A 21,373-nucleotide genomic window follows, 5' to 3' on the forward strand; every position below is an offset into this window, starting at 1 on the left:
AAAACACTTCAAGGCCGGCCACGTGAAGTGGTCGGCCTTGAAGTGTGTATGTCCGGCGACGTCCTAGTCTCCCACACGGTCCCCCGTGCAGTACCATCGGCGCTGAAAGGCTTAACTTCCGGGTTCGGAATGGAGCCGGGTGTTTCCCTTTCGCCATGATCACCGTAACTCTATGGAGATGTAGCGGTTAAAACTTGTCATATGTTCACCACCAACCACACCCCGACAAAGGGGTGGGTGGGGTGATGATGACAGTTCCCGACCGTATCTCGGGAACTGCACAGTGGACGCGTAGCATCTTTGTAGGAACAAGCCCTCGGCCTATTAGTATCGGTCAGCTCCGTACATTGCTGTACTTCCACATCCGACCTATCACCCAGTGATCTGCTGGGGGCCTTACCAGGTTATCCTGTGGGAGCCCTCATCTTGAAGTGTGCTTCCCGCTTAGATGCTTTCAGCGGTTATCACGTCCCAACGTAGCCAACCAGCCGTGCCCTTGGCAGGACAACTGGCACACCAGAGGTTAGTCCGTCCCGGTCCTCTCGTACTAAGGACAGCTCTTCTCAAGACTCCTACGCGCGCAGCGGATAGGGACCGAACTGTCTCACGACGTTCTAAACCCAGCTCGCGTGCCGCTTTAATGGGCGAACAGCCCAACCCTTGGGACCGACTCCAGCCCCAGGATGCGACGAGCCGACATCGAGGTGCCAAACCATGCCGTCGCTATGGACGCTCGGGCAAGATCAGCCTGTTATCCCCGGGGTACCTTTTATCCGTTGAGTGACGGCGCTTCCACATGCCACCGTCAGATCACTAGTCCCGACTTTCGTCCCTGCTTGAGGTGTCCCTCTCACAGTCAAGCTCCCTTGTGCACTTACACTCGAAACCTGATTGCCAACCAGGCTGAGGGAACCTTTGGGCGCCTCCGTTACCTTTTAGGAGGCGACCGCCCCAGTCAAACTACCCATCAGGCACTGTCCCTGATCCAGATAATGGACCTAGGTTAGATATCCAGAACAGCCAGAGTGGTATTTCAACGTTGACTCCACAACCACTGGCGTGGCTGCTTCAAAGTCTCCCACCTATCCTACACAAGCTGTACCGAACACCAATACCAAACTATAGTAAAGGTCCCGGGGTCTTTCCGTCCTGCTGCGCGTAACGAGCATCTTTACTCGTAGTGCAATTTCGCCGAGTCCGTGGTCGAGACAGCGCCCAAGTCGTTACGCCATTCGTGCAGGTCGGAACTTACCCGACAAGGAATTTCGCTACCTTAGGATGGTTATAGTTACCACCGCCGTTTACTGGCGCTTAAGTTCAGAGCTTCGCACTTGCGTGCTAACCCTTCCCCTTAACGTTCCAGCACCGGGCAGGCGTCAGTCCGTATACATCGTCTTGCGACTTAGCACGGACCTGTGTTTTTAGTAAACAGTCGCTTGGGCCTGGTCTCTGCGGCCTTCAACGCCTTCCGGAGTAAATCCGTTGACGTGTCCGGCCCCCCTTCTCCCGAAGTTACGGGGGCATTTTGCCGAGTTCCTTAACCACGGTTATCTCGATCACCTTGGTATTCTCTACCTGACCACCTGAGTCGGTTTAGGGTACGGGCGGCTCTACAACTCGCTCACGAAGGTTTTCTAGGCAGCATAGGATCACCCACTCCGATGCACGAATGCACAAGAGCCATCATGTCTCAGGCACGTGAGGTACGGATTTGCCTATACCTCGCCCTACGCACTTAGCCCGGGACTACCATCGCCCGGGATGGGCTACCTTCCTGCGTCACTCCGCAGCTTGCCTACTACAAGATCGGGTCGCAGACTCAACCTCTATTGACCCGAAGGTCGCCAGAAGTCTTGCGTGCTTAGCATCACTCGCCTCGGCAGGATCGTTCTAGCGCCGGTACGGGAATATCAACCCGTTGTCCATCGACTACGCCTGTCGGCCTCGCCTTAGGTCCCGACTTACCCAGGGCAGATTAGCTTGACCCTGGAACCCTTGGTCTTTCGGTGGAGGAGTTTCTCACTCCTCATTCGCTACTCATGCCTGCATTCTCACTCGTGTGCTCTCCACGGCTGGATCACTCCGCCGCTTCATCGCGCACACGACGCTCCCCTACCCATCCACGCGCTTGGACCGACAAAAGCCGGCCGGGCTAATACGTGAATGACACAGCTTCGGCGGATTGCTTGAGCCCCGCTAAATTGTCGGCGCGGAATCACTTGACCAGTGAGCTATTACGCACTCTTTCAAGGGTGGCTGCTTCCAAGCCAACCTCCTGGTTGTCTGCGCAACTCCACATCCTTTTCCACTTAGCAATCGCTTAGGGGCCTTAGCTGGTGTTCTGGGCTGTTTCCCTCTCGACTACGAACCTTATCGCCCGCAGTCTCACTGCCGCGCTCTCACTTACTGGCATTCGGAGTTTGGTTAATTTCGGTAAGCTTGTGGGCCCCCTAGACTATCCAGTGCTCTACCTCCAGCAAGAAACGCGCGACGCTGCACCTATATGCATTTCGGGGAGAACCAGCTATCACGGAGTTTGATTGGCCTTTCACCCCTATCCACAGCTCATCCCCCAGGTTTTCAACCCTGGTGGGTTCGGTCCTCCACGACGTCTTACCGTCGCTTCAACCTGGCCATGGATAGATCACTCCGCTTCGGGTCTAGAGCACGCGACTAAATCGCCCTATTCGGACTCGCTTTCGCTACGGCTTCCCCACACGGGTTAACCTCGCCACGTACCACTAACTCGCAGGCTCATTCTTCAAAAGGCACGCCGTCACATCCACACAAGTGTGTTTGCTCCGACGGATTGTAGGCAATCGGTTTCAGGTACTATTTCACTCCCCTCCCGGGGTACTTTTCACCTTTCCCTCACGGTACTTGTCCGCTATCGGTCACCAAGGAGTATTTAGGCTTAGCGGGTGGTCCCGCCAGATTCACACGGAATTTCAGGGGTTCCGTGTTACTTGGGGTAACGCTCAAGAGTGATCATGTTACGTCTACAGGGGTATTACCTTCTTTGCCGTACCTTCCCAGAGTACTTCGACTTCGATGATCATTTATGACTCTTTGACCAGTTGACAGCATGGTCAGAACGGCCCCACAACACCACACTTGCAACGCCTGTCAGCTATCACACAAGTGAGGTTTGGCCTCTTCCGCGTTCGCTCGCCACTACTTACGGAATCACGGTTGTTTTCTTTTCCTGTGGGTACTGAGATGTTTCACTTCCCCACGTTCCCTCCTACTGCCCTATATATTCAGGCAGAGGTCGCCGGACATTACTCCGGTTTCTTTCGAGGTTTCCCTATTCGGAGATCCCCGGATCGAAGCTCGTTTACCAGCTCCCCGGGGCTTATCGCAGGTTACAACGTCCTTCATCGGCTCTTGGTGCCTAGGCATCCACCGATTGCCCTTAGTAGCTTGTTTTTACTACAAAGATGCTCGCGTCCACTGTGAAGTTCTCAAAATACGGGCGGACACCAGAGAACCCAAACCCAAAGGCTTGAACCCACCTGGCCCGCAAGAAGACCGCCCCAGCACCCGAACCAAAGTCCAGATGAGGTGACCGAATCTTCAGGACCCAACAGCGTGCTTAGGCAACCACTCCACCACCAGAGGTTCCACTCCATCACACCCCGAAAGGCGATCCAGTTGTACTGACTGACAATCTCATAGCTGCTTAATAGTCAATGTTCCACATTCCAGAACTTGTCCAGCCGAGAACAGACGCCTCGGCACTGGACGCAATGGACGCGCAACTTCCGTCGTGCGCCAATTAGCTCCTTAGAAAGGAGGTGATCCAGCCGCACCTTCCGGTACGGCTACCTTGTTACGACTTAGTCCTAATCGCCAGTCCCACCTTCGACAGCTCCCTCCACAAGGGTTGGGCCACCGGCTTCGGGTGTTACCGACTTTCATGACTTGACGGGCGGTGTGTACAAGGCCCGGGAACGTATTCACCGCAGCGTTGCTGATCTGCGATTACTAGCGACTCCGACTTCATGGGGTCGAGTTGCAGACCCCAATCCGAACTGAGACTGGCTTTTTGGGATTCGCTAAACCTTGCGGTCTCGCAGCCCTTTGTACCAGCCATTGTAGCATGCGTGAAGCCCTGGACATAAGGGGCATGATGACTTGACGTCATCCCCACCTTCCTCCGAGTTGACCCCGGCAGTCTCCTATGAGTCCCCGGCACTATCCGCTGGCAACATAGGACGAGGGTTGCGCTCGTTGCGGGACTTAACCCAACATCTCACGACACGAGCTGACGACAGCCATGCACCACCTGTATACCGACCTTGCGGGGGCTACATCTCTGCAGCTTTCCGGTATATGTCAAACCCAGGTAAGGTTCTTCGCGTTGCATCGAATTAATCCGCATGCTCCGCCGCTTGTGCGGGCCCCCGTCAATTCCTTTGAGTTTTAGCCTTGCGGCCGTACTCCCCAGGCGGGGCACTTAATGCGTTAGCTTCGGCACGGAGAACGTGGAATGTCCCCCACACCTAGTGCCCACCGTTTACGGCGTGGACTACCAGGGTATCTAAGCCTGTTTGCTCCCCACGCTTTCGCTTCTCAGCGTCAGGTAATGCCCAGAGAACCGCCTTCGCCACCGGTGTTCCTCCTGATATCTGCGCATTCCACCGCTCCACCAGGAATTCCGTTCTCCCCTGCATCCCTCTAGTTTGCCCGTATCGGAAGCAGGCTCAGGGTTAAGCCCTGAGTTTTCACTTCCGACGCGACAAACCGCCTACAAGCCCTTTACGCCCAATAATTCCGGACAACGCTCGCACCCTACGTATCACCGCGGCTGCTGGCACGTAGTTGGCCGGTGCTTCTTCTGTAGGTACCGTCACGTTAGCTTCGTCCCTACTGAAAGCGGTTTACAACCCGAAGGCCGTCATCCCGCACGCGGCGTTGCTGCATCAGGCTTTCGCCCATTGTGCAATATTCCCCACTGCTGCCTCCCGTAGGAGTCTGGGCCGTATCTCAGTCCCAGTGTGGCCGGTCGCCCTCTCAGGCCGGCTACCCGTCGAAGCCTTGGTGAGCCATTACCTCACCAACTAGCTGATAGGCCGCGAGCCCATCCCTGACCGCCGGAGCTTTCCACCAAAGAAGATGTCTCCAAAGATGAATACCCGGTATTAGCAGCTGTTTCCAACTGTTATTCCGAAGTCAAGGGCAGGTTGCTCACGTGTTACTCACCCGTTCGCCACTCGTGTACCCCCGAAGGGGCCTTACCGTTCGACTTGCATGTGTTAGGCACGCCGCCAGCGTTCGTCCTGAGCCAGGATCAAACTCTCCGTTGAAAAATATCGACAACCGGCAAAGCCGGATAATCGTCAAAAACAACGAGCTTGACGCTGACAGAACCCAATAGCTGGGTCAATCAATTTCAATCTCAAAGGAATCCGACTCGACCAACCAACCACCCCAAAAGAGGAGGCCAGCCAACCAAGCACGGGTTCAATAGTGCATATTTGGCATTGACTTTTAGCACGCTGTTGAGTTCTCAAAATTCGGGCACACACCGCACATCCGCCATCACTGACATCCGCTTGGGGCAACTCGACCAACCTTACGCAACCAAACCCACCAAGTCAAACCCAGCGAATCCGATCCCGCCCCATCTCATGGTCATCCTCCGCGAGTCCGTGCGATGCACGTCCACCCGGTGAAATCTAGGAGATGGTGCCCTCCTGGCAGTCCGCTCGACCGGTTCCCGGCCTCACGTTCTCCCCTTGGGGCTCGCCCTACATTACACATCGAGCCAGTCGGTTTCAACCCGGCTGTTGCTCGCCCCCCGCGCACACCGATGTTGCTGGATCCGAGGTGGGTTCGAGTGGAACGCACACCCCATCCAGTCATCGATGAAGGGAGGGTGTCAGCCTGGTCGGCCGCTTCGGTTTCCCGCTGCGTCCCGCACTCTTGGCGACGACGAGAACGTTACGGGCGACGGCGCCTCAGCGTCAAATCGACGGCCGGGCGGGCGTCGTGTGGGTGCTCGGGCATGGACCAGATGTCCACCGGCCTCGGCCGGCCTGGCATCGTTAGCGCGGCCCCGTGGGGTGCGTTTGCGCCCCGACTCGGCGGCCCGACTCCGTGACCCAGTTCCACGACCCAGCTCCACGACCCAGCTCCACGACATCGAGAGAAGACGACTCCTGTGCTGACCCGACTGCGTTCCCGGCCCGCGGACGTCCACCTGGGCCTGATGCTGGCTCTGACCTTCTCGACCGGGGTGATCGACGCCGTCGGCTATCTCGGGCTCGACCGGGTCTTCACCGGCAACATGACCGGGAATGTGGTGATCCTCGGCATGGCTCTGGCCGGCGCCGCCGACCTGCCCGTCCTGGGGCCCGCCCTGGCGCTGGCCGGGTTCATGCTCGGCGCCGCGCTGGTCGGTCGGGTACTGAAGCCGGTCGAAGCCGGCTGGTCGGCCAGGTCGACCCTCATGTTGGCCGTGGTCGCGGTGATCCTCGCTGCTATCGCGGGCACCGTGTTCGCTGTCGGGGATGCGCCGTCCCGCGCCGTCGCGCTCACGATCACGATCGCGCTCGGCTTCGCCATGGGAATGCAGGCGGCCACCGCGCGACACCTGGCGGTCAAGGACATCACGACAGTCGTGGTCACCTCGTTGATCACTGGTCTGGCCTTTGACTCCTGGCTCGGCGCCGGGGTGAAGCAGCAGTGGTTCCGCCGGGTGGCTGCGCTGCTGCTGATCAGCGCCGGTGCCGCCGCCGGCGCACTCGCCCTGCAGGCTTCCCTGGGCCTTGGTGTCGCCATCGCCGCTCTGATCACCGCGGCCGTCGCCCTGCTCGGGCACGTGGCCGGGCGCACCGCCTGAGCAGAAGGCCGGCCTCCCCCAGTTCGCGGGCGCACCGCCGAGCGGGATGGCCTTCGTCTGGGCTGTGTGAGGTGGTTGCCCGCGGGTAGAGCCCCGTTAGACGACGAACACACAGGCGTCGCGCCGGCGGCTCGACCTGTCCGCCGGGTGAACCGGGACAGGGGTGAAGCTCGATGACCATTGCCGCTGCATGGGGAAACAGCCCACTGGGCGAGGCCGCGCTGGTGTACGCAGCCCGCGAGGCGCGCTTCCTCGGCACCGACCTCGCCGTGCTGCGGGTCACCGACGAGCTGGCCGTCGACACCCTCGACGCCACCGCCCTCCGGCGCGAGATCACGGACCTGCTGGCAAAGCGGAACCTCGACGTGGAGTGGCGGCTGCGTCTCGGCCCGGCTGAGCAGGGCGTGGGGGCCACCTTGGTGGAGCTGACGCAGCAGGTCGGCGCCGAGCTGCTGGTGATCGGCTCACGTCGCCGTACCCCCGCCAACAGTTTCCTGCTCAGCAGTACCGTCCAACGCGTCGTACTTGACTCGCCGGCCCCCGTGCTGGTGGTCAAGAGCCTGGCGACCTATCCCCCGCCCTCCGACGTCACCCCGCACGAGCTCGATGCGCCTCAGCGGTAGACGATCACCTTGTCACCGACCTGGACGGTGTCGAAGAGCCGCTCGATCGCTTGCCGGTCGCGGACGTTGACGCAGCCGTGGGAAGCCCCGTTGTAGCCACGGGCGGCGAAGTCTGCCGAATAGTGCACGGCCTGGCCGCCACTGAAGAACATCGCGAATGGCATCGGCGTGTGATAGATCGTCGACACGTGGTTGCGTGACTTCCAGCCGACCGAGAACGCGCCCTCGCGGGTGGGCAGCTCGTCGGAGCCGAAGCGCACGTCGACCCGAAGCTGGGGCTTGCCGTCGATCACCCACACCAGCGAGTTGTTGGACTTGCTGACGCATAGCGCACGACCGGTGAGGCAACGAGAGTCCAGTCCGGTCGCGGACGGCTTCGGTGTGCGGTTGTTCTTCTCGTCCTTGGTGGGCTCACGGGTCATCGCCAGCAGTCGGTCCCAGGTCCGCTGATCCACCTCCCCGGTGACCGGGATCGAACGCTTGTCCTGGAAGGCGCGTACGTTCGCCACGGTGTCGGTGCCGTAGAGGCCCGTGATCTTGCCGCTGTACCAGCCGATCTGCTTCAGCCGCGCCTGCAGCTCGCGTACCTGCTCGCCCTCGGCGCCCTTCTTCAGGATCGCCGGACCGGGCCGGAGCACGTTGTGCATCTCGTCCTGCGTGGGCTGGCGGGTTCGATCGACCAGCGCGTCCCAGGTCTTGCGGTCGACTGCACCGCTCGGCTTGAGGTCACGTTTGCCCTGAAAACCCTGGACCGCTGTGACGGTGGCGGCTGCGTAACTGTCGGTGATCTTGCCGCTGAACCAGTCGAGCTGGAGCAGCCGGTGCTGCAGCTCGCGCACCTTCTCGCCACGATCGCCGCTGCGCAGCAATGCGGGCTCCTCGGCCGGGCGGGTCGGCGTCGGGGTGGGGGTGGGGGTGGGAGGTGCCGGTGCGGTGGGCGCCGGCGTGCTGGCGGCGGGTGTCTTGGGTGCCGGGGTCGTGGGCGTCCGCGGGGTGGTGGAGGCCTGCTGGCCCGCCGGTCCTGCGGTCGGCGAGGTCGAGGGCCTCGGCTGCAGCGTGGCGGGCGCCGCCGCCTGCGGGTTGTCGACCGGAGCCCCGCACGCCGTGGCGCTCAACAGGGCCGCAACGGCCAGCGCACCGAGAACCCGGTGGATACGGGGGGCGGGGCGGCGGGCCGAGGCAGGTCGGCCGGAGATGCGCCGTACGAGCATGACGGCCTCCTTTCGGAAGGACTGCGGACATCATCCGTACGCAGACAGAACGGGGAAGGTTGCGTTGCACGGTCCCCCGACTCGACTCACGTCACATGCGTCACAGGGGTCCCAGGCTAATGCGTCCAGCCACAGAAGTCACCAGCCCGGCCGCCACGGTGACGATCGGGCTAGCTCAGGTGCGAACTTCTGGTCACTCCACGTCGCTGAACTCTACGTCGGACAGCTGGCGGCGACCCCGACCGGCGTCCTCCGGCTGCAGCTGCACCGCCATGTTGTCGATCAGTCGGGTGCTGCCGACCCGGGCGGCCACCAGCGCCAGGGCCTCCCCCTCGAAGTCGTCGGGCACCTCGGCGAAGGTCAACGGGTTCACCACAGTGAAGTAGTCAACCCGGAAGCTCGGGTCGCCCGCCTCAGCCTGGTCCAGCCGCGCGCGGCCGGCGGCGAGCACGGCGTCGCGAGTGGGGTGCGCCGCCGCCGCCCGCAGGGCCGTCGACAGGGCCAGCGCGGAAGCGCGCTCGGTCAACGAGAGGAATCGGTTACGGCTGGACAGAGCCAGGCCGTCGGGCTCGCGCACGATCGGCGCTCCGACGATGCCCACGGTGACGTTCAGGTCGACGACCATCCGCCGCAGGCAGGCGAGCTGCTGGGCATCCTTCTGCCCGAAGATGGCGAGGTCGGGACGGACGATGTTGAAGAGCTTGAGCACGACGGTCAACACTCCGTCGAAGTGGCCGGGGCGCGAGGCGCCTTCGAGCACCGTGCCGAGCTGTCCGGCGTTGAGCAGGACCTGACGTCCCGGAGGATAGAGCTCGTGGACCGTCGGGGTGAAGACGATGTCCACGCCTTCGGCGGCACAGACGTCAAGGTCGTGCTCGAGCACCCGCGGGTAGCGGGCGTAGTCCTCGTCCGGGCCGAACTGGAGCGGGTTCACGAAGATGCTCACCACGACCCGGTCGGCGAGTTGGTGGGCCAGCCTGATCAGCGACCGGTGCCCGTCGTGCAGGGCGCCCATCGTGGGGACGAAGGCGACGCGCTCCTCCCCCAGGGACCCCCGCAGCGCCTGCAGCTCTTGGATGCTGGCCGCCACCTGCGGTGATCGGGCGTGGAGTGTCATGCGGATCCTTCGGAGGTCGGAACGGTCGAGGCGAAGGTGTGCTCGTCGGCGGGGAAGAACCCGGAGCGTACGTCGTCGACGTAGGCCTGGGCGGCGCCACCCAGCACGCCGGCGAGGTCGGCGTAGCGCTTGACGAAGCGGGGCGCGGGCCCACGACGCAGACCGGCCATGTCCTGCCAGACGAGCACCTGCGCATCGCAGCCGACGCCGGCGCCGATGCCGACGGTGGGGATGGCGAGCTCGGCCGTCAGCTGAGCGGCCACGGCACCGGGCACCATCTCGAAGACCACGGCGAAGGCGCCGGCGTCGGCCACCGCGTGGGCGTCGGCGATCAGCCGCTCGGCGGCCGCGCCGCGACCCTGCACCTTGTAGCCACCTAGGTTGTGCTCACTTTGGGGCGTGAAGCCGACGTGACCCATCACCGGGATACCGGCCTCGGTGATCTTGCGGATCTGAGCGGCGGCGCGTACGCCACCCTCGAGCTTGACGGCCTGACAGCCGCCCTCCTTCATCAGCCGGACCGCGCTGGCCAGAGCCTGCGACGGCCCGTCCTCGTACGAGCCGAAGGGCAGATCGGCCACCACCAGCGGCCGGCTGGAGCCACGGACGACGGCCCGAACCAGCGGCAGCATCTCGTCCAATGTGACGGGCAGGGTGGTCTCGTAGCCGTAGACGTTGTTGGCTGCAGAGTCGCCGACCAGCAGCGCGAAGACGCCGGCCTCGTCGAAGAGCTCGGCGGTGTATTGGTCATAGCTGGTGAGCATCGCCCACTTCTCGCCGCGGTCCTTGGCCGACTGGAGGTCGGAGATCCGCAGCCGGCGTGGTCGCCGCTCAGACATGCACCACGTCCTGCGGGTCCATGACGAGGCCGGGAACACCCTCGCCCGGGTCCGAGCCGATGGCGAGGATCGAGTTGGTCGCATCCACGTGCACGACGGTCGGGGAGAACGCGCGCGCCTCCTCGTCGGACATGACGCCGTAGGAGATGACGATCACGAGGTCTCCGACGGCCACCAGGTGCGCAGCGGCGCCGTTGATGCCGATGACGCCCGAGCCACGTTCGCCCGGGATCAGGTATGTCTCCAGCCGAGCGCCATTGGTGACGTCGACGATGGACACCTGCTCACCGGGAAGGAGGTCGGCGGCATCCATCAGATCACGGTCGACGGTGAGCGACCCGATGTAGTGCAGGTCTGCCTGCGTCACCGTCGCTCGGTGGATCTTCGACTTGAACATGGTCCGAAACACGACCTGATACTCCTTGACGAACGGCGAACTGACGCTCTTCTGGACTGCTCCGAGCAGCGCACGGCGCGGCGAGCCGCGGGGCGTACCCCTCTCATCCCCGAGCGGGCCGCGCCTTCGCCAACCGACACTAGCGCATGTCCACCCAGGGACCACCTGATCGGCCGGCGACACAGAATCTGTGCTGAAACCGAGACCCGACCGCTATGGACCGCAAATATTGCTGCCGGAGCCCTGACGTCAGCTGCGCGGTTCCACCAGGATCACCGGGATCAAACGATCAGTCTTGGTCTGGTATTCCGCGTACGGCGGGTAGGCGGCGACGGCACGCTCCCACCAGATAGCGCGCTCCTCGCCGGTGATCTCCCGGGCGTGGCCGTCCATCGGCTCCGGTCCGTCCTGCACCGTGACGGCGTCCGGGTCGGCCTTGACGTTGTAGTACCAGACGGGGTGCTCTGGCGCGCCGCCCTTGGAAGCGACCATGGCGTAGACCCCGTCATGCTCGACCCGCATCAGCGGGATCTTGCGGAGCTTGCCCGACTTGGCCCCCCGGGTCGTGAAGATGACGACGGGCATTCCGGTGTCCGCAAGGGTGTTGCCCTCACGACCCCCCGTCCGCTCGTAGAGCTCGACCTGGTCGCGGACCCACTTCTCGGGGCTCGGTTCGTATTCACCTTCAAGTGGCATGTGTCCATGGTAGGACGATCTGGCAACCCACTCGACCCCGACGGCCGACCGACGCGAGCTGGCGTGCTCCACCTCGAGCAGAATTCCCGGATCCGGCGACGGCCGGATCCGCCCAGGGCCGACCGGGGTTTGGCCCAGTTCAGCTCGACCACCGGCGATCCGCTCAGCAGCAGGTCGCGGTGATCGATCCTCGCCCAGTCGGTGTCCGCGGCCGACGTCGCCTGGACGCGATCGACCGCGATGGTGACTGCAGCGCTTAGATCAGGTGGCGGATGCGATGTCGCCGGTGTTGAGGCCCTTGTCCAGCAGGGTGAGCGCCCGGGACGCCCGCGAGCGGACTCGGCGGGTGAGGGTCGAGCCGGATACGCCTTCCAGCACCTGCTGTCGGGTGTATTCGACCACCGCCTGATGTACGCCCATCAGTGCGTTGGCGACCACCCAGGAGGTGATGTCGCCATCCGACACGTCGGACTCGGCGGTGATCATCGCCGCCAACGACCGCACGGCCTGATGGGTCAGATCCCGCTCCCGAGCCAGCAGGTCAGGGCTGGCGGTGATGATCTTGATCAAGGTCCGCTGCCGCGCTTCCTCCTCGGCCGTGCGGCCCAGGGGGCGCTGCTGCATCAGGTAGACGCGGAACTGGGCGGCCACCGTGGTGCCTGCCGGCCGGTTCTCGATCGACGACAGCAGGTCGGCGTAGAAGAAGTCCGCCGTGCCGTAGATCAGATCTTCCTTGGCAGCGAAGTAGTTGAAGACGGTGGCCGGCGAGACGTCGGCCCGCTGGGCCACCTCGGCGACTGTCACGGACTCGAACCCGAACTCCGCAAACAGCTCGAAAGCCGCCTGCATGATCGAAGCGTGGGTCTGGAGTTTCTTGCGTTCGCGCAAACCGGGCTGGCCAGACAACCGGTTCCCCCCTTTTAATAAATATTCCATCTGAATGTTATATGCACTCAGTGTAGCCACCCCGGAGCCGTTCACCTAGATTTAATGTTTGGAGTCTCACCAGGCGGCGATCCCCGGGGCCGCAGCGACCTCTTCACCTCTGCGACGACTGCTCGTCAGATGAATAGATCGCCGGCGGCGCAATAAGTATTGCCGTGGTCAGCGACCGCGACGACGTCCGGCTGAGAAGGTGGCGGCGCTCCGGGTCGACCCGGCGGCCGAGGCACCGGCGCCGTCAGGGCGGCCACTGCGACGCCCACCCGCCTCGCTCGGGCGGGCACCATCGCGGCCACCGGTGTTCGAGCTGCGTGCCGAGGAGGGTCCGCCGGTGCGTCCGCTCCCGCTCCGGCTGCCGGCTGCGCGGCCGCTCCCGGTGCGCCCCCGTGACCGAGAGCCTGACGGGCGTCCGTCGGCGGAGGCCGCGGGCTCCGGCGCCGGCTGCACGAAGGCGGCGGCGGGGCCGGCGATCTCGGTGATCACCGGGTCGCCGGGCGCGACGACGTGCTGGGTCGGCTTGATCGAGGCCTGTCGCATCAGGGTGCGGACGTCGTTGGACTGGCTGGGCGTGCCGATGGTGACCACGACGCCCTCGTTGCCGGCGCGGGCCGTACGACCCGAGCGGTGCAGATAGGCCTTGTGCTCAGCCGGCGGGTCCACGTGGACGACGAGGGTGACGTCATCGACATGGATCCCGCGGGCGGCGATGTCAGTGGCGACGAGAACGCGGACACTGCCGTCGCCGAAGGCCGCGAGATTGCGCTGGCGCGCACCTTGCGAGAGGTTCCCGTGCATGTCGACAGCCGGCACGCCTGCGCTGGTGAGCTGCTTGGCGAGCTTCTTGGCCGCGTGCTTGGTCCGGGTGAAGGCGAGCGTGCGGCCCTGCCCACCGACCAGCTCCTTGACCACAGCGATCTTGTTGTCGGGTGCGACGGTGAAGACGTGATGCGTCATCTTGGGCACCTCGGACGCGGCCGAGTCGACCGAGTGGGTGACGGGGTTGGTCAGGTAGCGACGGACGAGCACGTCCACCCCGCGGTCCAAGGTCGCGGAGAACAGCAACCGCTGGGCGTTCTTGGGCGTCGCGTCCAGCAGGCGCTTGACAGCCGGGAGGAAGCCCAGGTCGGCCATGTGGTCGGCCTCGTCGAGCACGGTCACCTCGACCTTGTCCAGCCGCACGTGGCGCTGGTCGATCAGGTCTTCCAGCCGGCCCGGGGTGGCGATCACGATGTCGACGCCACGCCGCATCGCCGTCACCTGCGGCCCTTGGCCGACGCCGCCGAAGATGGTCATGCTGCGCAGGCCCATCCGGCGGGCGAGCGGCCCGACCACCTGCTCCACCTGGGTGGCCAGCTCGCGGGTCGGGACCAGGATGAGGGCGCGGACGGCGCCGGCCTGACGGGGAACGCCGGAGGCGGCCAGTGCGGCCACCGTCGGGACGGCGAACGCGACGGTCTTGCCACTGCCGGTCCGGCCACGGCCGAGGACGTCGCGTCCGGCCAGCGAGTCGGGCAGCGTGGCGGTCTGGATCGGGAAGGGCTGGGAGATGCCGCCGTCGGCCAACGAGGCCGCGATCGGGCCGGGAACGCCCAAGGCCAGGAAGCCGTTGGTGTCCTCCGCGGGCAGGGAGCTGCCGGAAACGGGCGCGGCGGACTGGCGGGAAACGTGCTGAGTCACAGAAAATCCTTGTACGTCGAGTTGGCCGCGGTTGCAAACCACTCACGTGTGAAGGAGAGTTGAAGAGCGCCTTCGTCGGCGCAGAGCAAACGACCTGTGGGGCGTGCTTAGCGCACGCATGTCTTTGGAAAGCATAGCGCGTCGATTCAGCTCGACCTACTTCGCCGGTGGTCGCAGCCTCCGATCGGTCCCGGGCCCACCCGATCTCCGGATGAGCAGAATGATCAAACGAGATGACGCGCCGCCCCACATCTCCTAGCCTTGCTCGGGTGCTGATCCCCTGAGCCCGACGAGCCACCGACCCTGCGACGCAGATCACTCCACAGTTCGCAGACGGTCGATGAGTTCATCGGGAACTCCAGGTCAGAACAGCCACGGGGCAGCCACCGGGCAGGGCCAGCCGCGATGCAGTCCGCAGCCCGCCCGCACCATCGAGACCTCCGGGCCCCGATCGGGCAGCCCCGCCCCAGCACCGCCCAGCCCAGCATCACCCAGCCAGCACGCTGCTGCCCGGCACGACAGGGCCAGCACCATCAGGATGGAGCTCACGTGACGACCGCGTCTGTCGACACCACGACCACCTCGGCCATGCCGGCCCGCGACCGCGCGGTGATCATCACCTTGCTGGTCGCCGCCTTCGTGGTCATTCTCAACGAGACGATCATGGGGGTGGCCCTGCCGCGGCTGATGACCGAGCTGGCGATCAGCACCAGCACCGTGCAGTGGCTGTCGACGGCGTTCATGCTGACCATGGCGGTGGTCATCCCCACCACCGGCTATCTGCTGCAGCGACTGGCCACCCGTACGGTCTTCATTCTGGCCCTGGGGCTGTTCTGCACCGGAACCCTGCTAGCCGGCGTCGCGCCGGGCTTCTGGGTGCTGCTGATCGCCCGCGTCATCCAGGGCTCGGGCACCGCGATCATGGTGCCGCTGCTGATGACCACCATCCTGACCCTGGTGCCGCCGCAGCGGCGCGGCGTCGTGATGGGCAATGTCAGCATCGTCATCTCAGTCGCCCCCGCCATCGGCCCCACCGTGTCGGGGTTGATCTTGCAGTACCTCTCCTGGCGCTTCATGTTCTTGCTGGTGCTGCCGATCGCCCTGGCTGCCCTGGTCTATGGCGCCCGGACCCTGGTCAACGTCGGCGAGCGAGGCTCGCAGCCACTCGATGTCGCGTCGGTGCTGCTGTCGGTGCCCGGCTTCGGTGGGCTGGTGTTCGGTCTGAGCCGGATCGGCGAGAGCGCCCACTCCGGGCTGCTGGTGCCGGTGGCATCGCTGGTCATCGGCGTCGTCTGCCTGCTGCTCTTCGGGCTGCGGCAGCATGCGCTGCGTGACCGGGGCCCGCTGCTCGACCTGCGCGTCTTCGGGTTCAAGATGTTCAGCTTGGCCGTCGCGCTGCTCTGCATAGCGATGATGGCCCTGTTCGGAGTCGTCATCCTGCTGCCGATCTATCTGCAGACGATCCGCGGGCTGGACTCCCTCCAGACCGGGCTGATCCTGCTGCCCGGCGGCCTGCTGATGGGTCTGGCGTCACCGCTGGTGGGCCGGCTCTTCGACAGGTACGGTCCGATGGTCCTGACCACCGGCGGCACGGTGCTGATGACGGTGATCATGTGGCGGCTGACGACGCTGGACGCCACCACCCCGGTCTGGCTGCTGATCGGCCTGCACCTGCTGCTGTCGCTGGCGCTGGCCTGCCTGTTCACACCGGCATTCACCTCCGGTCTGAACCCGCTGCCGCCGCACCTGTACTCCCACGGCAGCGCCACCATGTCGACCCTGCAACAGGTCGCCGGCGCGGCCGGCACCGCCCTGCTGGTGACCGTCCTCGCGGGGAGCGCCGCCGGCGCCACCCAGCGTGGGGCCGAGGGGGTGGCTGCTCAGACGTACGGGCTGCACGCCGCCTTCTGGGTCGCCACCGGGATCTCCGCGGTGGCTATCGTGATCGCCGCCTTCCTGCGCAATCCGGGTCCGGCCGAGGGCGCGGAGCCGGCCGGATTCCACTGAGGGCGGACTCCACTGATGGCGGACTCCACTGATGGCGCGGAGCAGGCCGGATTCAAACCGAGGGCGCGGAGCAGCCCGGATTCCACCTGACCTGCGGGTACGTCAGATGGTGATGTCGCGGTGCCAGGACTCGGTGCGGTAGTCGGTCCGCCAGCCGAGCGAGTGGTACAGCCCGTCGGCCCCGGTCGGTGAGTCGGCGTCCACCTCAAGGCCCACTCGGTTGCGGCCGCGCCGGGCGGCGTCGGCGATGACGGTGAAGAGCAGCGACTTGGCCACCCCGCGACCGCGGGCCCGGCGATGGACCCCGATGTAGTCGATGTAGCTGCCGGGTACGCCGTCGGAGTCGGGCGGCAGCACGGATCCCACCACGGCGCCGGCCGGCGCCGGGGCGCCGTCGATCTCGACGGTGGCGATCCACCAGTGGTCCCACCGATGGCCGGGGTCCTCCCGCAACCGATGGATGAACTCCGGAAAGCTCTCCCGATAGGAGTTGAAGTGGTCGGCGAAGGACTGCTCCAGCAGCAGGTGGACGGTCTGCAGGTCGTCGGCGACCGGGAGCCCGTTCTCATGGGTGGCGACCTGGCGGACCGCCACACCCTCGCGTAGCGGCACCGCCCCGGGTGCGCCCTCGGCCGGCGTCACCGGGCGGATCATCTGCAGCCAGGTGCGTACCTGCCGGTAGCCGGCCTCGGTGAGCCAGGCCCGCCGGGTGTCGTCAGCGGCGAACGCGAGGGCGTCGAGCTGGGTGCCGGCCAGCCCACGGTGTGCGGTGATCTCTGCGGCCACCGTCGCGGCCCACGCGTAGAGCGATGAGGCCAGCGGAGCGGGGGCGGGCAGACTCGGGTCGAGGTCGACGGCGACGGACGTACGCCCGGCGGCGCGGTCGTGCACTCGGACCCATGCCCGCACTGCACCGGCAGGGTCGGTGACCACCAGCTCCCGGCGGGTCCACGAGCCGATCCCGGCGGCCTCGGCGGCGACCGCGTCGACCTGAGGGCTGCCGGAGCCGAGCACCGAGCGGCGGTGGGCCGCCACCAGCTCAGCCAGCGTGGGAACGTCCGCCAGCACGGGACGACGGGCCCCCCAGCCGTCCGGTAGGACGGGTGGATTCTCCTCGGGGATGTCGGTGCTCACCGGCCCAGTCTTTCGCATTCAGCCGAGTCGGGGTCGCTGGCCACGTGGAAGGCACCGCTTGACGGTCCCCCTCTGCCGACCGCCGGCGGGTCACAGCCGGTCGGGGACCGGCCTGCGTACCCGAGCCCCCTCAGCCGTCGGCGACCCTCAACGCAGGTCGGCGAGTCCGACCGGATCCATGTCGGCGTAGTCCTGGTTCTCCCCGGCCATCGCCCAGACGAACGAGTACGCCCGGGTGCCGACACCGGTGTGCACCGACCACCCCGGGCTGACCACGGCCTGGTCGTCGGCCACGACGAGCGAACGGGTCGCCTCGGGCGGACCGCACAGGTGCACCACCCGGTGGTCCGGGCCGAGCCCGGTGTAGAGATAGACCTCGGTCCGCCGGTTGTGGGTGTGGCACGGCATGGTGTTCCACACGCTGCCGGGTTCGAGGGTGGTGATGCCGAGCACCAGGTTGGACGACGCCACCCCGTCGGCGTGGATATAGCGCCGGATGGTGCGGGCGTTGGCCTCGGCCTGATCACCGAGCCGGGCCGAGAAGGCCTCCTCCTTCCGCGCCAGCGCGCTGGGATGATCACCGTGGGCGGGTGCCGAGACCAGGTAGACCCGGCCGGTTCCGCCGAGGGTGATGCGGTCGGTCCCGCGGGCGAGGTAGAGCACATCGAGCGCTCCGAGCTGGTAGGAGGTGTCCGTCTGGACGCTCACCTCACCGGCGAGGCAGACGATGGCGAGCTCCCGCCGGGCGCACAGCGTGGGCGTGTGCAGCTCCGGCGGTGCGGTCACCTCGACGCTGGCGCCGGCGAGGACGCAGCCGCCGAGGAGGATCCGATCGTCCCCGGCATAGGTCCAGCTGAGGACGTCGGGAGCGAACAGGGAGTCGACCAGGAACCGGCGGCGAAGGCCCTCGGTGTCGAGCCCAGCGAAGTCGTCGGGATGGGTGGCAGGCAGCACGGGCACAGCGGTCCTTATCGATCGTTACGCAAGACAGCAGGAGTCAGCGGGTGGGCAGCGGTAGCCCGAAGCCGGGCCGGTCGGGAACACTCAGTCGGCCGTCCGCGAAGGCGTACGCCTGGGTGTCGACACCGACGGTGTGGCCCGGGACGCCCTCGATGACGCTCACGTTGCCGAGCCCTGCAGCCAGCTGGGCCGCATAGAGCGTCTTGAGCGGCCGACCCCAGGCGTGCGGGGACGCCGACACGTTCATCGAGGCCAGGGTGGGCATCAGCGAGCGCCAGCGGGTCACCCCGAAGGACATGATGTCCATCAGCATCACGTCGATGTGATGCTTCGCCGCGATCGGCAGCAAGGCCTCCACGTCGGGCGAGGTCTCGCCCTCGGCGATCAGCGTGGCGGGCGAGTGCGCATCCAGGTACGCCCGGAGCGCGGCGAGGTCGTCGGCGTCATCGAGGAACGGCTCCTCCACCCAGTAGAGATCGGCGTCGCCCACGGCGTCGAGGTATCGGCAGAACCCTTCCCGGGTGTAGCCGTCGTTGGCGTCGACCAGGATCTTGGCGTCCGGTCTGGCTGCGCGCACCGCCCGGGTGATCTCGATGTCGCGGGCCGCTCCTTCGTCGATCGGCATCCACCGGTTGCCGCGGCCGATCTTGAGCTTGAAGTTCGCGTAGCCCAGTTGCGCGTCGGCTTCGACGTTCGCGAGCACCACGGCCACATCCCCGGGCGCATCCTCGGGATCGAGGTCATCGAAGTAGATCGCGCCGTCGTAGACCTCGACCGTGGTCGGGCCGGCGGAGCCGAGGAGCGCATGGACCGGGACGTCGTGGACGAGGCCGGCGAGGTCGTGCAGGGCGATGTCGAGCCAGCTGTTCGCGGGGTCGCGGACGCCGGTGCCTGGGTCGATCAGCTCCGACAGGGTGCGCCCGACGACGGCCGAGGTGTCGGCCGGGTGCCCCTCCACCAGGCCCCAGGCCTGGTAGCTGCTGTCGGTGCTGAGCACCGCGACGGTGGACTGCCCACCGGAACCGTGGCTGCCCAGCCGGGCGTTGCGGCCGACGGTCCGCGGATAGACGGTCTCCAGCGCAACGATGTCGATGCGGGTGATGATCGGGTCAAGACGGGACACGGGTCTCCTGTGGTTGGGGTTCGGATGAGTTGCGTTCGAAATAGCCGAGGCTGCGCGAGATGGTGCCGGTGGTCTCCAGCAGCGCGGCGATGATCTCGTCCTCGGCGGCGCTGATCCGGTCCCGGGGACCGGCGACGCTGATCGCGGCGACCGGTCGGGCCGACGCGTCGCGGACGGGCGCCGCCAGGCAACGCACACCCGGCTCCCGTTCTGCGTCGTCGACGGCGTAGCCGACCTCGGCCGCCCGGCGGACCGCGGCCAGCAGGGCCGCGGGCGTGGTCAGGGTGGTCGGGGTGTAGCTGGTCAGCGTCAGCCGCGTGAGCAGGTCCTCCACCTCGCCGGCCGGGAGGGCCGACAGGTAGGCCTTTCCCAGACCCGATGCGTGCAGCGGCGCCCGGCCGCCGAGCTTGGACGAGACCTTGACGACCTGCGGGCCGACCTCCTGCATGACGTACGCCATCTCGTCGCCGTCGGGCACGGCGACGAAGGCGGTCTCCTCGGTCGTCGCCACCAGCGCCCGCAGGTGTCGTGGGGTGACCTTGAACAGGTCGAGCCCTTCCAGGGCCTGGAGGCCGACCCGGATGGCGACCGGACCGAGCCGCAGCTGACCGTCGCCGGTCTCCTCGAGATAGCCGCGCTCGCGCAGCTGGGCCACGATCCGATAGGCCGCACTGCGGCTCAGGCCGAGTGCGCGGCACAGGTCCGCGATCGCGCCGTGCTCGGCTTCGGCGACCCACTCGATGATGTCCAGGCCTCGTGCCAAGGTGCCGGCGGACGAGGTCGACGCTTCGCTACTCATGCTCGCATCATCCCCCACCGCCACCGGCGTACCCCGTGACGGGAGAACATGGGCAGCCGGCGACAGTGCGGAGTCGGAGCGCGTGGTGACCATCAGCCCTTCAGTCCGGACCTGGCCACCCCGGCGATGACATAGCGCTGGACGAAGGCAAACAGGATGAGCACCGGGATGCTGGCCAGGGCGGCGCCGGCCATGATGGCCGGGTAGTCCGTGGCGTACGAACCACGCAGCGTGGCCAGGCCGGCCGGCAGGGTCAGGTTGGACGGGTTGAACAGCACATAGAGGGGCCAGAGGAAGTCGTTCCAGCTCGCCAGGAAGGTGAGCACCGCTAAGGTGGCCAGCGGCGCCCGCGACAGTGGCAGCACGATGCGGCAGAAGATCTGGAACCGGTTGGCACCGTCCAGCAGCGCCGCTTCCTCGAGCGCGTCGGGCAGTGAGGTGAAGAACTGGCGGAGGAAGAAGACCCCGAACGCGCTGGCCGCACCTGGCACGACGAGCGACCAGATGCTGTCCAGCCAGTCCAGTCCGTCCACGATGAGATAGTTCGGCATCAAGAACACGAACCCGGGCACGAACAGGGTGACGATAATCAGCCCGAAGATCAGGTTGCGGCCGCGGAACGGCATCTTGGCCAGCGGGTACGCGGCCGCAGCCGCCGTCACCAGCACCAGCACCGTGTGCAGCACCCCGACCAGGACCGAATTCGCCAGCCACCGCAGGACCGGGGCCTGGGCGTCGGCGAAGAGGGTGCGATAGCCGTCGGTGGAGAAGGTCGGCGGAACCCACTGCGGCGGGACCGCCGTCGCATCCCCGGTGGTCTTGAACGAGGTCGACAGCATCCACAGCAGCGGCGCGACGAAGAGAACAGAGAGCAGCAGCAGCGCCGCGTACAGCGCGATGGTGCCCGGCAGGCCGCGGTTGGTGCGCCGGCTGGTGCGCGGGGCAGGGTCGGCTGCCGGCAGCGGGGCGTGCAGCACGGGTTCGGCGGTGGAGGTGGCCAT

At 65.7% G+C, this 21,373-nt stretch carries 16 protein-coding genes and 3 rRNA genes; 3 read left to right on the forward strand and 16 right to left on the reverse strand.

The genetic code is table 11. The features are described from left to right. Positions 1–50: 50 nt before the first annotated feature. The 3 genes from rrf to AC1XX3_RS17740 all read right to left on the reverse strand — a co-directional run bounded on the left by rrf (position 51) and on the right by AC1XX3_RS17740 (position 5,309). Positions 51–167 (reverse strand): 5S ribosomal RNA (gene rrf, locus AC1XX3_RS17730). A 137-nt stretch (positions 168–304) separates the two neighbouring features. Further along, positions 305–3,429 (reverse strand): 23S ribosomal RNA (locus AC1XX3_RS17735). A gap of 361 nt (positions 3,430–3,790) precedes the next feature. Further along, positions 3,791–5,309 (reverse strand): 16S ribosomal RNA (locus AC1XX3_RS17740). The 16S, 23S and 5S rRNA genes sit together here, the layout of an rRNA operon. Positions 5,310–6,166: 857 nt before the next feature. Here AC1XX3_RS17740 and AC1XX3_RS17745 point away from each other — a divergent pair. Then, complete coding sequence (locus AC1XX3_RS17745) at positions 6,167–6,847, forward strand: YoaK family protein (protein WP_483322508.1); 681 nt, start codon at positions 6,167–6,169, stop codon at positions 6,845–6,847. A gap of 173 nt (positions 6,848–7,020) precedes the next feature. Beyond that, on the forward strand, positions 7,021–7,470 hold the full coding sequence (locus AC1XX3_RS17750) for a universal stress protein (protein ID WP_483322509.1): 450 nt from the start codon (positions 7,021–7,023) through the stop codon (positions 7,468–7,470). Here the strand turns inward: AC1XX3_RS17750 and AC1XX3_RS17755 are convergent. From AC1XX3_RS17755 to AC1XX3_RS17790, 8 genes are all read right to left on the reverse strand, one after another. Further along, complete coding sequence (locus AC1XX3_RS17755) at positions 7,461–8,681, reverse strand: L,D-transpeptidase family protein (RefSeq protein ID WP_483322510.1); 1,221 nt, start codon at positions 8,679–8,681, stop codon at positions 7,461–7,463. The two genes, AC1XX3_RS17750 and AC1XX3_RS17755, sit on opposite strands and share 10 nt — an antisense overlap. Before the next feature lie 193 nt (positions 8,682–8,874). Further along, positions 8,875–9,798, reverse strand: a complete 924-nt coding sequence (gene panC / locus AC1XX3_RS17760) for a pantoate--beta-alanine ligase (RefSeq protein WP_483322511.1) — start codon at positions 9,796–9,798, stop codon at positions 8,875–8,877. Further along, positions 9,795–10,637, reverse strand: coding sequence for a 3-methyl-2-oxobutanoate hydroxymethyltransferase (panB, locus tag AC1XX3_RS17765; RefSeq protein ID WP_483322512.1), 843 nt, complete (start codon positions 10,635–10,637; stop codon positions 9,795–9,797). Before panB ends, panC begins: the two co-directional genes overlap by 4 nt. Next, the gene (panD, locus tag AC1XX3_RS17770; protein WP_483322513.1) at positions 10,630–11,046 is read right to left on the reverse strand and encodes an aspartate 1-decarboxylase; all 417 of its coding nucleotides are present in this window, start codon (positions 11,044–11,046) and stop codon (positions 10,630–10,632) included. Before panD ends, panB begins: the two co-directional genes overlap by 8 nt. 237 nt (positions 11,047–11,283) lie before the next feature. After that, positions 11,284–11,730, reverse strand: coding sequence for a nitroreductase family deazaflavin-dependent oxidoreductase (locus AC1XX3_RS17775; RefSeq protein ID WP_483322514.1), 447 nt, complete (start codon positions 11,728–11,730; stop codon positions 11,284–11,286). Between the two features lie 261 nt (positions 11,731–11,991). Beyond that, the gene (locus tag AC1XX3_RS17780; protein WP_483322515.1) at positions 11,992–12,579 is read right to left on the reverse strand and encodes a TetR/AcrR family transcriptional regulator; all 588 of its coding nucleotides are present in this window, start codon (positions 12,577–12,579) and stop codon (positions 11,992–11,994) included. Between the two features lie 255 nt (positions 12,580–12,834). Further along, positions 12,835–14,349, reverse strand: coding sequence for a DEAD/DEAH box helicase (locus AC1XX3_RS17785; protein WP_483322516.1), 1,515 nt, complete (start codon positions 14,347–14,349; stop codon positions 12,835–12,837). Between the two features lie 363 nt (positions 14,350–14,712). Further along, positions 14,713–14,898 carry a hypothetical protein gene (locus AC1XX3_RS17790; protein WP_483322517.1) on the reverse strand — a complete coding sequence of 62 codons (186 nt, stop codon included), beginning with the start codon at positions 14,896–14,898 and terminating at the stop codon, positions 14,713–14,715. Between AC1XX3_RS17790 and AC1XX3_RS17795 the strand changes: the two genes are divergently transcribed. Continuing rightward, a complete protein-coding gene (locus tag AC1XX3_RS17795; RefSeq protein ID WP_483322518.1) occupies positions 14,899–16,356 on the forward strand; it encodes a DHA2 family efflux MFS transporter permease subunit in 1,458 nt (485 codons plus the stop codon). It abuts the gene before it with no gap. A 102-nt stretch (positions 16,357–16,458) separates the two neighbouring features. Here the strand turns inward: AC1XX3_RS17795 and AC1XX3_RS17800 are convergent, their stop codons facing one another. From AC1XX3_RS17800 to AC1XX3_RS17820, 5 genes are all read right to left on the reverse strand, one after another. Then, on the reverse strand, positions 16,459–17,490 hold the full coding sequence (locus AC1XX3_RS17800; RefSeq protein WP_483322519.1) for a GNAT family N-acetyltransferase: 1,032 nt from the start codon (positions 17,488–17,490) through the stop codon (positions 16,459–16,461). A 147-nt stretch (positions 17,491–17,637) separates the two neighbouring features. Next, complete coding sequence (gene kduI / locus AC1XX3_RS17805; protein WP_483322520.1) at positions 17,638–18,450, reverse strand: 5-dehydro-4-deoxy-D-glucuronate isomerase; 813 nt, start codon at positions 18,448–18,450, stop codon at positions 17,638–17,640. Positions 18,451–18,487: 37 nt separating this feature from the next. Further along, a complete protein-coding gene (locus tag AC1XX3_RS17810) occupies positions 18,488–19,573 on the reverse strand; it encodes an enolase C-terminal domain-like protein (RefSeq protein WP_483322521.1) in 1,086 nt (361 codons plus the stop codon). After that, positions 19,560–20,372: an IclR family transcriptional regulator gene (locus AC1XX3_RS17815; protein ID WP_483322522.1), complete on the reverse strand. Its 813-nt coding sequence runs from the start codon at positions 20,370–20,372 to the stop codon at positions 19,560–19,562. Before AC1XX3_RS17815 ends, AC1XX3_RS17810 begins: the two co-directional genes overlap by 14 nt. Positions 20,373–20,464: 92 nt before the next feature. Then, positions 20,465–21,373 (reverse strand): carbohydrate ABC transporter permease, encoded by a 909-nt coding sequence (locus AC1XX3_RS17820; RefSeq protein ID WP_483322523.1) that lies wholly within the window; start codon positions 21,371–21,373, stop codon positions 20,465–20,467.

Source organism: Microlunatus sp. M237 (genome assembly GCF_056896895.1).

Bases quoted from the DNA above. Each gene is read 5' to 3' on its own strand.
- AC1XX3_RS17750 (WP_483322509.1), top strand. From the start codon at position 7,021: ATGACCATTGCCGCTGCATGGGGAAACAGCCCACTGGGCGAGGCCGCG.
- AC1XX3_RS17755 (WP_483322510.1), bottom strand. From the start codon at position 8,681: ATGCTCGTACGGCGCATCTCCGGCCGACCTGCCTCGGCCCGCCGCCCC.
- panC (WP_483322511.1), bottom strand. From the start codon at position 9,798: ATGACACTCCACGCCCGATCACCGCAGGTGGCGGCCAGCATCCAAGAG.
- panB (WP_483322512.1), bottom strand. From the start codon at position 10,637: ATGTCTGAGCGGCGACCACGCCGGCTGCGGATCTCCGACCTCCAGTCG.
- AC1XX3_RS17775 (WP_483322514.1), bottom strand. From the start codon at position 11,730: ATGCCACTTGAAGGTGAATACGAACCGAGCCCCGAGAAGTGGGTCCGC.
- AC1XX3_RS17780 (WP_483322515.1), bottom strand. From the start codon at position 12,579: ATGCAGGCGGCTTTCGAGCTGTTTGCGGAGTTCGGGTTCGAGTCCGTG.
- AC1XX3_RS17815 (WP_483322522.1), bottom strand. From the start codon at position 20,372: ATGAGTAGCGAAGCGTCGACCTCGTCCGCCGGCACCTTGGCACGAGGC.
- AC1XX3_RS17820 (WP_483322523.1), bottom strand. From the start codon at position 21,373: ATGGCCACCTCCACCGCCGAACCCGTGCTGCACGCCCCGCTGCCGGCA.